General features: G+C 39.4%; 13 protein-coding genes. 6 read left to right on the forward strand and 7 right to left on the reverse strand.

The genetic code is table 11. The features are described from left to right. The 5 genes from VFM80_RS04135 to VFM80_RS04155 form a co-directional block, all read left to right on the forward strand. The coding region (locus VFM80_RS04135; RefSeq protein WP_395069838.1) for a NupC/NupG family nucleoside CNT transporter at window positions 1-1,046 on the forward strand (1,046 nt) is incomplete at its 5' end. Window positions 1,047-1,569: 523 nt separating this feature from the next. Beyond that, window positions 1,570-2,400 carry a peptidyl-prolyl cis-trans isomerase gene (locus VFM80_RS04140; protein WP_395069840.1) on the forward strand — a complete coding sequence of 277 codons (831 nt, stop codon included), beginning with the start codon at window positions 1,570-1,572 and terminating at the stop codon, window positions 2,398-2,400. After that, window positions 2,390-3,775: a peptidylprolyl isomerase gene (locus tag VFM80_RS04145; RefSeq protein WP_395069842.1), complete on the forward strand. Its 1,386-nt coding sequence runs from the start codon at window positions 2,390-2,392 to the stop codon at window positions 3,773-3,775. The genes VFM80_RS04140 and VFM80_RS04145 overlap by 11 nt, the downstream gene beginning before the upstream one ends. Further along, on the forward strand, window positions 3,772-4,764 hold the full coding sequence (locus tag VFM80_RS04150; protein WP_395069844.1) for an AAA family ATPase: 993 nt from the start codon (window positions 3,772-3,774) through the stop codon (window positions 4,762-4,764). The genes VFM80_RS04145 and VFM80_RS04150 overlap by 4 nt, the downstream gene beginning before the upstream one ends. Before the next feature lie 23 nt (window positions 4,765-4,787). Beyond that, a complete protein-coding gene (locus tag VFM80_RS04155) occupies window positions 4,788-6,884 on the forward strand; it encodes a hypothetical protein (protein WP_395069846.1) in 2,097 nt (698 codons plus the stop codon). On the opposite strand, the gene VFM80_RS04160 is transcribed toward VFM80_RS04155, so the two are convergent. The 4 genes from VFM80_RS04160 to VFM80_RS04175 all read right to left on the reverse strand — a co-directional run bounded on the left by VFM80_RS04160 (window position 6,885) and on the right by VFM80_RS04175 (window position 9,861). After that, window positions 6,885-7,400 (reverse strand): SixA phosphatase family protein, encoded by a 516-nt coding sequence (locus VFM80_RS04160; RefSeq protein WP_395069848.1) that lies wholly within the window; start codon window positions 7,398-7,400, stop codon window positions 6,885-6,887. It lies immediately after the preceding gene. 135 nt (window positions 7,401-7,535) lie between these two features. Next, window positions 7,536-8,765, reverse strand: coding sequence for a hypothetical protein (locus VFM80_RS04165; protein WP_395069850.1), 1,230 nt, complete (start codon window positions 8,763-8,765; stop codon window positions 7,536-7,538). Then, window positions 8,762-9,238: a hypothetical protein gene (locus VFM80_RS04170; RefSeq protein ID WP_395069852.1), complete on the reverse strand. Its 477-nt coding sequence runs from the start codon at window positions 9,236-9,238 to the stop codon at window positions 8,762-8,764. Before VFM80_RS04170 ends, VFM80_RS04165 begins: the two co-directional genes overlap by 4 nt. 80 nt (window positions 9,239-9,318) lie before the next feature. Then, a complete protein-coding gene (locus tag VFM80_RS04175) occupies window positions 9,319-9,861 on the reverse strand; it encodes an adenine phosphoribosyltransferase (protein ID WP_395069854.1) in 543 nt (180 codons plus the stop codon). 58 nt (window positions 9,862-9,919) lie between these two features. On the opposite strand from VFM80_RS04175, the gene tadA reads away from it, so the two are divergent. Beyond that, window positions 9,920-10,393, forward strand: coding sequence for a tRNA adenosine(34) deaminase TadA (gene tadA, locus VFM80_RS04180; protein ID WP_395069856.1), 474 nt, complete (start codon window positions 9,920-9,922; stop codon window positions 10,391-10,393). A 6-nt stretch (window positions 10,394-10,399) separates the two neighbouring features. On the opposite strand, the gene VFM80_RS04185 is transcribed toward tadA, so the two are convergent. The 3 genes from VFM80_RS04185 to trpA all read right to left on the reverse strand — a co-directional run bounded on the left by VFM80_RS04185 (window position 10,400) and on the right by trpA (window position 13,137). Then, the gene (locus tag VFM80_RS04185) at window positions 10,400-11,140 is read right to left on the reverse strand and encodes a methyltransferase domain-containing protein (protein ID WP_395069858.1); all 741 of its coding nucleotides are present in this window, start codon (window positions 11,138-11,140) and stop codon (window positions 10,400-10,402) included. An 86-nt stretch (window positions 11,141-11,226) separates the two neighbouring features. Beyond that, a complete protein-coding gene (locus tag VFM80_RS04190; RefSeq protein WP_395069860.1) occupies window positions 11,227-12,330 on the reverse strand; it encodes a DUF4837 family protein in 1,104 nt (367 codons plus the stop codon). A gap of 9 nt (window positions 12,331-12,339) precedes the next feature. After that, window positions 12,340-13,137 carry a tryptophan synthase subunit alpha gene (gene trpA / locus VFM80_RS04195; protein ID WP_395069862.1) on the reverse strand — a complete coding sequence of 266 codons (798 nt, stop codon included), beginning with the start codon at window positions 13,135-13,137 and terminating at the stop codon, window positions 12,340-12,342. Between the last annotated feature and the right edge of the window lie 7 nt (window positions 13,138-13,144).

A 13,144-nucleotide genomic window follows, 5' to 3' on the forward strand; every position in this document is an offset into this window, starting at 1 on the left:
CTGAACACCCTGAAAGCCTTGGAGTATTCTTTGCATTTCAGGTTCTCCCAACTATCGTCTTTTTTGCTTCACTGACTGCTATTCTGTATCACTATGGAATACTTCAGTTTGTAGTAAAGATAGTTTCAAAAGGAATTCAGAAGCTGCTAGGTACTTCCGGTGCCGAGACTTTATCTGTAGTATCTAACATATTTGTGGGCCAAACAGAAGCACCGCTTGTCATTGAGCCCTACATAAAAAAGCTGACCAAATCTGAGCTTATGGTTGTTATGACCGGTGGAATGGCCACTATAGCGGGTGGAGTTTTGGCCGCATATGTAGCAATGCTTGGAACTCCCTTTGCTGAGGCAAATGGACTCGAAATTGCGGTGGCACAACAGTTATTTGCGGAGCGTTTATTGGGTGCCAGTTTAATGGCAGCCCCTGCTGCTTTGGTCATTGCCAAGATATTATATCCCGAAGATGGAGAACCTGTTACCAAAGGTGAGGTTTCCATGAAGGTCGAAAAAACCGATGCAAATGGAATTGATGCCGCCGCTACCGGTGCCGGAGTAGGCCTGAAGCTGGCTTTAAACGTCGGAGCTATGTTGTTAGCCTTCATTGCATTATTAGCAATGTTCAATGGGATCTTAGGCTGGGGAAGTGATCTTACCGGTATCACTTCGTTACTTGGAGAAAGCCTGACCATTGAAATGATTCTTGGATGGATGTTTGCCCCCATTGCATGGATTATTGGCGTGCCCTGGTCTGATGCAGTAAATATGGGATCCTTGATAGGTACAAAAATTGTATTGAATGAGTTTGTAGCTTACCTAAAACTTGCTGAGGAAGTTGGTGCGGCTAACCTTTCTCCCAAAACCATCGCGATGGCTACATTTGCTTTATGCGGCTTTGCGAACTTTTCCTCCATAGCAATTCAAATTGGAGGTATTGGAGGGTTAGCACCGAGCAGAAAATCTGATTTAGCCAAATTAGGAGTTAAAGCAGTTTTTGCCGGAACTTTAGCTAACTTGATGACGGCTACTTTTGCAGGTATGCTTTTTTAAAATCGTACCTGAATATCTCACTTCAATTTCATGCAGAAATGCTCAGAACCGGAGCGATTTTACTTTTAATGTGGATTTCGGACTCTGATAAGAATATTGTGGAGTATCAATACCCAGATAGCCTTATTATTAACTTCGATCAGATCAGAGTCACTCCGATTTCCCTTCCCGGATGGTTGCAGAACCATTTAAGAGCTTAAGAGAAATGCCTGTAAAATCCTTTTCAGATAAATTTGATTATGACAACAGACGTGAGGTATTTTGGCTGGAGAAAAAACTACCTCCCAGAAAAATGAGTTTCGAAGAAGCATTTGACAAACTCTTAGCATCATTTCAACCTTAAAGAGAACAAGATTGGCTGAAAGAGCTTAGAGAAAATTATCAAGTAACACCTAATTACGGCAATCTTAGAGAGGCGTATCAAAAAGACTCCTAAATCATATCAATGATAAAAAAAGCCCCCATATACTTACTCATATCAATATTAATGATTTCCTGTAAATCAGAGACTCAAAATACTGATATGATCTTAGCTGAAGTTGGAAGTAAAGTTTTAACCAAAGAACAAGCTAAAAAAAGTATCCCCACACATATTTTTGAAAGTGACAGTACTCTTGCGTACTTAAATTTCAGAGATGAATGGATTCGCAGACAAATAATTTTACAAGAAGCAGACAGGCTTAATTTTTCAAACCGTAGAGAAGTGAAAGATAAACTAATGCGTTTACAAGAAGAATTTATTCTTCAATCCATTCAAGACTATATTATCAGCGAATTCGAGGCTGATTTAGATGTAGATGAATTAGAAGCACGAAATTATTATCAGCAGAATAAAGATAAGTTCACACTAGAGGAACCTTATGTTCGATATCGTCATCTTATAGCGGAAACTAATGCTGATGCTGAAAGTGCAAAGCGTGAATTAATGCAGGGTGTTGAATGGGAGGAAGTCGCCAATAAATATTCAAAACATCCGGATCTTAAAATTAGTGAATCGGAAAGATATTGGCCTATATCAGTTTCAGGAGGGGATATTTCTATGCTAAACCGCTATTTAAGAATTATAGGCCCCTCAGAAATCTCTCCTACTCATCGTGTGGGCAATGAATTCCATTTTGTGCAGTTATTAGATGAGCGGCCTGAGGGTGATCATCCCGACCTTGATTGGTTGATCGATCAGATCCAAGTATGGTTAACACTTGAAAAAAGGAAAAGAGCATTCAACACATATGTAAAGAATCTTTATCTTCAAGCACAAGCTAATAACGAAATTAAAATATATGATGTTGCTGGAGAAAATAATCCGGCACTAACCGACACTGTTTCATCGAATCAAATTACTAATGAAGAATAACTTACTTTTTATCACTCTCCTTTTTTTATCCTTAACATTTAGTTTTAATACTCAGGCACAAGAAGCCCCCCAACTGGTTGATCAGATCGTAGCTCACGTAAATGATAACATCATCCTTAAATCAGATGTAGATCAAAGCGTGGCAGATTATTTACGACAGGCACGGATATCAGGGGAGCAGATTGAATTCAGCAAGGAACTTTGGTTTAGTTTTCTTGAATCTGCCATTAATAATTATGTATTACTTGAAAAAGCAGAGGTAGATTCCATCACTGTTTCTGATGATGAAGTGAACATGCAAATGGACCAGCGTATCAGGCAGTTGACGGCTCAGGCTGGCAGTGAACAAGCGCTTGAACAGGCTTTTGGCAAGTCGATAATTCAACTTAAAGCTGATTTTCGGGAAGATTTCAGAGAACAGCTATTGGCCAATAGAGTGCAACAACAGAAAAGGCAATCTATAAATATCACACGCCCCGAAGTTGAAAAGTTTTTCAACGGCATTCCAGTTGATTCCCTACCCACTATTCCTGAACAAGTTTCTTTATCTCAAATTGTGATCTTACCACCTGCTAAAGATGATGCCCGACAAGAAGCTTTTGAATTGGCCCAGCAGCTTCGCGACTCTATTGTTGTTCACGGTAAATCGATTGAAGAACTAGCCCGTCGATATAGTGATGACACGGGATCCGGAGAAAATGGAGGTTTGTTGCCAATGATGTCTTTGGATGAATTGGTTTCTGAGTATTCAGCAGCAGCAGCAGCTCTTCAACCAGGTGGCATTTCTGAAGTAGTGGAAACCCAGTTTGGGTTTCATGTTATTCGCCTCAATCGTAGAGTGGGCGACCGAATCGAGACCAATCATATTTTGATATCCATTGACTCGAATCAGCTAGATGAACAATATGCCATTGACAGATTAAATACTATCCGCGACAGCATTTTAACCAATCCGGATGTTAAATTTACTGATGTAGCCCGAAAATTAAGTCAGGATCCAAATACCGCAAACTATGGTGGAAGAATCATTGACCCACAAACCGGCGAGCGTTTGATCGCTCTAACCCGCCTAGACCCAGCCTTGTATAGAGTAGTACTGCTAATGGATGAAGAGGGAGATATTTCTGAGCCAAAGCCTTTTACGCTTCAAAGTCAAAATCAAAAAGCTTTCCGAATTGTAAGGCTAGACAAGCAGATTCCGGAACATGTCGCAAATTTAGACCAGGATTACGATCGGATCAAACGCATTGCTTTACAGCAAAAACAGGTCAGAATAATGCAGCAATGGCTAATTGATCTAAGAAATGATTTCTACATAGAGTATAAGATCAACGTTCCTGACAGGAATGTGTCAGACTCGGAGAATACTCTATGAGTGCCGACTTAAAAGACCCGGTGAAGCTTGCAGATGAATTTTATAGGGTATTTCATGATATAAAAAGTGAGATCCATAAAGTGGTTATTGGCCAGGATAAGATCATTGATTTACTTTTAGTGAGTTTATTCTCAAGAGGCCATTGTGTATTGATAGGCGTTCCGGGTTTGGCAAAAACCTTGCTCATACGCACGCTTGCTCAATCTTTAAATCTTTCATTCAGCAGGATCCAGTTTACTCCCGACCTGATGCCCGGAGATATTACCGGAACGGAAGTTATCGAAGAGAATAAGGATTCAGGCCGAAAGGAATTCACTTTTATCAAAGGACCTGTTTTTGCGAATATTGTACTTGCAGATGAGATAAACAGAACGCCTCCCAAAACTCAAGCTGCCCTGCTTGAAGGAATGCAAGAATATCATGTAACAACAGGTGGTAAAACGTACGATTTGGATACCCCCTTTTTTGTTTTGGCCACTCAAAACCCGATTGAACAAGAGGGTACCTATCCACTTCCTGAGGCACAGTTAGACAGATTTATGTTTAATCTATGGGTCGAATACCCTTCTTTTGAAGAAGAAAAAGAGATAGTCAGTAAAACGACAACTCAACAGGATGTTACCATTGAAGCATTGGTCTCCAAAGAAAAGATCAAAGAACTGCAGAATTTAGTTCGTGAAGTCCCGGTACCTGAAAATGTGTTGAATTATGCTGTGGAGTTGGTATCTAAGACACGGCCGGGAACTGATATGGCTCCTGATTTTGTAACCAAATATATGAGTTGGGGTGCCGGGCCCAGGGCTTCTCAGTATCTCATATTAGGCGGAAAAGCCCGGGCCCTTTCTCAGGGCCGTTATAATGTGACTGAAGAAGATATAAAAGAACTTGCGATACCTGTGCTGCGTCATCGTATCGTAAATAATTATGCAGCTGAAGCCGAAGGGTACACTACCGTCAAGCTAATTAATATGCTTATTGATGAAGCCTAATTTATTACAAATGAGGAATTAATGTGGATTTCCAGGGCTTTCAAAATATTCTTCCTCCGGCTATAATTGTAGTAGTAATAATCGCTTTTTTTCTCCTTTCCTGGCTCTCTTATCGAAAATTTGAAAGTATTCCTTTCATTGGCCGATGGGTTTTAATAAGCCTCAGGGGCATAGCACTGACTCTTATTCTGTTTCTGCTTCTAAATCCCTATTTCTATTCTTCAAGCGAAGTTGAGGTCAAGTCAAAGATTGCGGTCTTTCTTGATAATTCCGAAAGCACCGGCATTGCAAAGGGTGATTACAACGGACTTAACAGTTACAACGAACTTTTAGCCCGGCTTGATCTTTCCTCCATAGAACAAGCCGATATAGAATTCTATTCGATAGGTGAAACTGTTAAGGAATTTTCTCCAGACTCATTGAGTGCCAAAGAAGTGCAAACAAATTTATCGGCACCGATAAATTCCATCCTTGAAATGGAAGAACAGGTTCAGGCCGCCATAATAATCTCTGATGGGATTATTACCTATGGAAGAAATCCAACCATTAATGCTTTTAATTCTACTATTCCAATTTACTCCATTGCAATTGGTGATACCTCAGATGTAAGGGATATTTCAGTTTCAAATGTACTGACAAACGCCACCGGTTACACGAATACAAACCATATTGTAGAAGCTGAGATCACTCAGTCAGGCTTTCAGGGTAATATGATCACCGTTGCAGTTGTTGCTGATGATGAAACAATTGATGAGCAGCAGGTCACTTTCGAAACCGACGATCAGGTTAAAAATGTGGAATTTGAATTATTGTTAGAAGAAGCCGGCCTCAAGCAATTTGAGATCATTGCCTATCCCCTCCCTGAGGAATGGACAGATTCCAACAATTCCCGGTTGTTCACTGTAGATGTGTTAGAGAATAAGGTTAAGATCCTGCACGTCGCTTTTCAAATTCATCCTGATATAAAAGCTTTACGTTCCGTTATTCAAAAAGACGAAAACAATGAACTTTATACTTTAACTTGGCTTGGAGGTAACCGGTTTGTTGAAGAACTGCCTGATGAAGATACATTCGATCTTATTGTGGTACATGGCAGACCGAATACAAGTGAGAGTTTTGAGTTTTTATCGTCCATTGAAACTACACCGACCCTTTTATTTGAATTGAGTGGGCAATCCGGTTCTCAATCGGATGAGTTTGATCAAATGCAGCTTATTGGAGCAAGTTCCGGACAAGTATCTAATGTTACATTGGTTTCATCTCTAAACAGGAATGAGCATCCTATTCTGGATGTTCCGGAGATCATTTATGCAGACGCACCTCCCTTACTCTCTCCTCTGCGAAGTGTATTGCAAGATGTTCAAAGCAGAGCCTTATATAGTTTGAATTATAACGGTGTTGATACAGAATTTCCCGTTATATCTGTTTTAGAACGAGGAAATATCAGACGGTCTCATGTATTACCCTGGGGATGGTATCGTATGCTGCAAAGTACAAATGAATCTCAAAGGGAGTTTGCGGCAATTCTTTTAGGGAATTTGGTTTCCTGGACCTCAAATGATCCGGACGATAGAAAGCTTAGAATCACTCCTGCAAAACAGGTTTTCAGTACCGCGGAAGCTCCTGTACTAAACGGAAGTTTGTTAAATGAACGAGGCGAACCTGAGAGTTCCGGTATCATAGAAGTTCGGATCGAAAATGACGTTGGAACCGACCGGACTTTTAATATGGATAATCAAGGGAGTGGAAATTACAGGCTGAATTTACCCCGTCTTTCTGAAGGTCTTTACAAATATACAGCCACTGCAAGAAAAGGTGATCGCGAATTAGAAACACAGAATGGAGAGTTCTTAGTTTCCAATTCCAGTTCTGAGCTGGCAAATACGACCAGAAATGATGATCTAATGCGTTCTGTTGCAGAGAATTCCGGTGGACAATTCTTTACCTACAACAATGTTTCCGGCTTTTGGGACAGCTTAAGGGAGGCCAATGTATTACAAACACGTACTGAAACTATTGAAAATTACTCCTTCCCTGTTCGCTCTCTTTATTGGTTTATTCTTGTAATTTTGTTGTTGGGATCAGAGTGGATGCTTCGAAAGTATTATTCTTTACCATAACTAATAAGTAAAACGCCGAACACTCACTTGTCCGTCAGATTTTATCTTAAGCTCAAAAATAGTACTAAAATCACTCTCATCAAGTTGCTCATACTTCCTTTCACCTAAAGCAATATTTACTAAAGCTGGAGTAGTATTTGAATGTCCCACAATGAGTACTTGTTTTCCCCGGTAAGTGTCAATGATCATATTTATGAGTGAATCAGGATTGTTGAGTTGATACCCGGTTACAGAAATTTTAAGACTGTCAGAGATCGGCTTAACTGTCTCTTGGGTTCTTTTATACTGGGTACTATATATATCAGTCAGATCGTAGTTATTCATCATGAGCTGCGCCAGGTTAATAGCCCTTTGGTGCCCTTCGGCGCTTAAAGAGGGATCACTTGTCCCAAAGTCTGATTTCTCGGCGTGGCGTACAAATATAAGAGTGGTCTCCTCTTCTGACAGATGGTTTTGTTGCCCAAAAACCGGCAAAACAATAAACAGAAATAAAAAAATAAGAACGGACTTTTTCATAAAGCTCAAGGGTGAATTGAATACTAAATCTTAATATATATTTATCGGATAAAATGCTGATAAGTTTCATTAGTTATGAAAACAAAAAAGGCCGACTTTTCAGCCGACCTCTTCATTCAATTACTCCATTTGAATTTATTTTTTACGTGCAAGTACAATGATCAGGCCAACGATAGTGATAAGGCTTAATCCCAACAGAATTGGAACTACAAAAGATCTTGGCTTTGATTCATCTCTCCAGGTCATTATCTCAGTATCTATTGTTGAGATCTGAGTCATAGTGAGGACCTCTCCTTCCTGTACAAATTCTCCCCAGTCACTTTTTATTTTCTTGTTCCAAAAGTCATAAAAAGCCTGGAAATCCTCGTAATTTTCATTAGTCATCACTTTATCGCGACTTGCATCAGTGGCCTTGGTTATAAAAGACTCAATAGCGTTATAAAAGCTTTCATTGTTATCAAAAGCTCCAAGATCAACATTATTTTGCTCCAGATGAGTATCTATGGAAGCCCACATGTTTTTTGAAGTACTTGCTTTCCAATCTTGCAATTGGTCTTCTATGTTTGACTTCCATTGTTCAGACTTGTCATCACCATACAGATCAGCAAGTTCATTTCCGATCTTGTCCCAAACTTCAGTAAATCTGCTTTGTACTACATACATTCTAAGATGATCTTCAGTTTGAAGGCTTCCGTCATCTGACTTAAGAATTTGGATATTTTCTTCAATGATACCCTGGATAACCTCAAGAGGGTTATCTCCACTTTGAATGGATCGTGCATAGGCTTCTTTTTCGACTTCAGAGAATGAGGCTCCTTCCAGATCTCTATAAGTAACAAAAAGTGAATCGATCATATTCAGCACAAATTCATCACGTTTCTCTATGTTTGAGCGGTAACGCTGAACCAATGCAGAAAGATCCTGTCGACTTTTCTCTGAAGAATTGATCTCGTTTCTGAGGGAATCAGTTCTATTACCAAGGTTGGCTATTTCAGAGCGATAGTTAGAAAGCTCCTGAGAAAGTCGGGTAAGCTTTTCACCCTGATCTTCGATAACCAGCAACAAATGTTCTGTATTTCTTGCATCCTGCTTCAATTCTTCAATGCTACTTGAGAATGTTTCCGGATATAATGCATTATCTAAAAGCTGCTTATGCTCTGTATAATTTTGCTCAAGGTTTTCTACTTCTAAACTGAGGCTGTCAACCTCATCAACAGTCATGGCATTGTCTATAGAAGCTTTCAACTCATTATAGGTTTCTTCAAAATTTACCTTAACCTGATAATCAGAAGTCTGGGCAAATAAATTTGAAGTAACAAGTGTCAGCCCAATAATTAAAAAAAGTGATTTATAGAAACGTTTCATGATTGGTCCTCCTCATTATTGTTCTCTTGAATTCCCCTTTCATTTAAGGTGAGTATTTCATTGGTATCTGTTTTGATCAATTGCACACTGGCATTGCGTAAATTAAATGCGGGAGCATTTAGCCTTTCTTCAGATACCTGAATTTTATTTTTTAGTTTTAATTTTCCTTTGCCCGGTTCCATCACATAAACATTTTTAAATTGATCAGCTGTGATGAAGTAAAAGCCGTCTGCATTTCTGATCAACCTTACTTCTTTGATCTCAGTTGAATCGGTTTCCCCAAATTCCTGCTGCTGAAATGGCTGGATATTAAAAGTAATACCATGACGCACATCGTGCACATTACCGTCTTCATCCGGAACTAAAACAGATTCTATTTGCTGAGCATAATTAACATTTTCGACTACAAATGTTTTGCAGGCTGTACCTATCATCACCATTGAAGCCAACAAAAACATTGGAATAAATCTCAAGGGTCTCATTTTTTTGTATCCTTAATTACTGAATTTTATTGTTCAGTAAGTTGTATCTAAACACGAAAAAAATGTTCCAATTACTCTACAATAATACTTTCTATGGAAGCTGAAGGATCAAGCTGATCTCTTCCTTTTAAAAATGACAGCTCTATAATGAATGAATATCCTACTATTTCTCCACCAAGGCGTTTTATTAATTTTGTAGCCGCTGCAGCGGTCCCTCCCGTTGCTATCAGATCATCATGGATGATCACTTTTGCCCCTTTAAAAATAGCATCTTTATGAATTTCTACGCTGTCTTCACCATATTCGAGCGCATAAACTTCTGATAAAGTATCGGCAGGAAGTTTCCCCGGTTTCCGAACAGGTACAAATCCGGCATTAAGATTTTGAGCTAAATTTGTCCCAAATAGAAATCCGCGCGACTCTAATCCAACTACAAAATCAATCGACTTATTTCTATAAGGCTGTGCCAACATATAGGAAGTTAACTCAAGACCCCTTTTGTCTTGAAGTAAAGTCGTTATATCTTTGAATTGAATACCCTCTTTTGGAAAATCCGGAATAGTTCGGATGGTTTCAGAAATGTAATCTTTTATACTTTGGTGTACTTTTTTCATCAGACTTAAATTAAGTTCGCGCCAAGGTAGTTAAAAGCAACGATAGCAATCAAGTATTATGAATAGAATTGACCTTCCAATGATGCAGCAACATCAGCGATTTATGGCTCGTGCCTTTATGCTTGCTGAGCAAGCGCTTGAAGAAAACGAAGTCCCGGTTGGTGCTATTGTTGTTCATAAAGGAAGTATTGTAGGCAAAGGTTATAATCAGGTGGAGCGATTGAATGATCCCACCGCACACGCTGAGATGCTTGCAATTTCATCCGCATGTGAAACATTGTCTGAAAAATATTTGAACGAATGCACGCTTTATGTAACTCTAGAACCTTGTGCAATGTGTGCCGGAGCAGCTGTTTGGAGTAAACTGGGATCTATTGTATTTGGAGCGACAGACCCCAAAGCAGGTGGTTGCGGCAGCGTGTTCAATATCTCCTCAAATAATAAACTGAATCACCATGTGCAGATTATTCAGGGGGTAATGGAAGCAGAGTGTGAATTTCTGCTGAAGGAATTTTTCAGGAATAAAAGATGACAACATTTAATTCTTTTTAGCTGCCAGATATACTATATGCCACTTAATTTTAACTTTCTCACCTGACTTCTTATCCCAATGATCGATCAAAAGCTTAAACTGTTTAGCATTTAATGATTTATTGTGAGTGCTGGTTGATGAACCAATGTTCTTCAGGTGTTGAAAGAAATCTAAAGCTGAATCAAACTCCTGATACAGATCATTTTCATAGTAGTCTATCTGCATAGGCCCTGTCGATAATTTAATCACAACCTCCTCAACATCCGGAAGAGGATTAGCTGTATGAGGAAGTCCTAATTCCAGGCAGTTCTCATACCAATCGGGAAAAGAATGATTACCGGGAAATGAAGCTAATAATATTCCACCGTGAACTAAGCTTTCAGATAAATTCTGAAGTCCCAAAGAAGTATCCTTGAACCAGTGTGCAGCAAAATTACTGATCACCAGCGAATATTCCTCTGAATCTGCCTTGAACTCATTTACATCTAAATAGCGAAATTCAACATTATCTGTGTTGATACCTTTTTCGGCAAGATCTGCTTTACAAAACTCAAGCATCTTTTCAGAAGCATCGGTAATGACCAATTTTCTTTCCGGAAATTCTTTAATGAGTTTTGAGGTCAAAAACCCGGTACCACAACCAACTTCCAGGATTGGCCCGGGCGGTAAGGTCTCCTTCCATGGTATAAGTGAGGAGATCAAGCCCTTTGCTACTTTTGGCTGGATCTCTGCTTCCTGTTGGTACAATTTGGCTTTTTCACCAAATACTTTTGCGACTCTGTTAATGATGCTTTGAATTTTAACTGAGGTTAAAGATTACTTGTATAAAGTCTCTAAAGTGCCGGTTCTTCTCTGTCCGGGGTCCAGGTAGAATCTGACTCAAATGTTCTTCCCATAGCTCTAAATTGACGTACAAATGGAAGTTGCTTACGAACGCTTGGAGCATGTTGATTATAGTCTGCCATAAACAACCGATTGGTATCAGGATCATAATATGTGAAGTTAACAAATGGTCCTCCCATAAGTCCATTTACCATGTGCCAGGTTCCAAGTGTTTCATAAACAATCAACCTGCCCATCTGAAAAGAATTTGTTTTTACCGGTCGATTTAGATCCGGTCTGTTGAAAGTTTGAACGTACATCGAATCTCTTGCTCCCTTAATGAATTGTTCTTGCAAGGAATCTCGGGTGGCAATAATCCAATCCTGATCCAGAAAAGAAATATCATCTACATTATCAAGATGCCAGGTCCACATCCAGCGATCGTTTTGGGGCAGGAATCTACGGAAACTATGGAAATTCAGCGTATCAATATTTTTAATGTAATCGTGTTGTATGCGAACTTTATACCCGTGATTTTCCCACAGAGAATCTGAATATTGGGTTTGTTCATAGCGTTCATATACAAAGTATTCCCATCGGGCGAGTTCCTTTTCAAGCATATCGCTAAGAAGGGAATTCTCAGTATTTCTGATCTTCTGGGCCAATGCAGAATCTGAAGTTGAAGTTAAAATGAGCGCGTATTGATCCTTATACCATTGATCTTCAAATGGAAATGCAAAACTTTCACCGTCCCTTACCCGCTGTTCGATACTTTCATCAAGAAAACCGCGTATCTGTCGTCCGGTATTTGAATCCTCATCAATAGGTGCTGCAAAAATAATATTCTTATGGCTTCTGATGCGTTCAAGATGATCCTGAGAACGAATATTAGTAAACCTGAGGTCATAATAAGGTTCAGCATTTGGGACAGTTTGTACCCATTTCCCAAATACATTACGAATGGCTTCTGCAGTTTCACTTTCCCATTGAGTTGAGTCCATCACAACCATAACCTCACGGATGTTACCATCGGCTACGGGGCGATAATCCCCATCGCAAGAAATAAATATGAGAACAAAAGCTGATGCTATAAATGATAAAAATATACGCTTCATAATTACGAATTAGTTTCCAAATTTCAGTGAATGAACGAAGGAGAATAACTCAGATTGCCAGCCTTCATTCGGATAATGTGTTTTAATGGTATCAATTAAGGCACTTCCAACAATAAATCCATCGGCATTTGATGCGATGCTTTGGGCATCCTCATGCGACTTGATTCCAAATCCGACCATAACAGGATTTTTGGTAATATTGGTTCTTACACGTTCAATAAACCGGTTAACAGAGTTTGAAACTTCATCTCCGTCCCGGGCTCCGGTAACACCGGTTACGGAAACGCAATATACAAATCCCTGAGAGTTTTCGTCAGCCAGTTTTATTCGGGCATCTGACGTATTTGGCGCTACAAGATGAATGACATCCAAGTCACTCTTTTTTGCATGCTCTTTTATCATTCCATCTTCTTCTAAGGGGATATCCGGGATGATCAATCCATCCACGCCCGCTTCGGCTGCTTTTTGAGTGAATTTACTCACACCATATCGCAATACCGGGTTCATATAACCCATCAAAATAATGGGAATCTCAGACTCTTTGCGGACTTCTTTCACCATCTCAAAGATCTTATTCATGGTGATGCCGTTTTGGATAGCAACATCGCTGGAATATTGAATAGTTGGTCCATCAGCTAAAGGATCACTGAAAGGCATTCCCAATTCGATGATATCAGCTCCATTTTCCTCAAATCCCAAAATGAGATCCACTGTAGAATCCAAATCAGGATACCCTGCGGTGATGAAAAGACTCATCAGTTTTTCATCTTCTTTCTTATTCTTAAATACGTTTTGAATTCGATTCATTTCTGTA

It is taken from the genome of Gracilimonas sp. (assembly GCF_035704785.1).
GTDB lineage: Bacteria > Bacteroidota > Rhodothermia > Balneolales > Balneolaceae > Gracilimonas.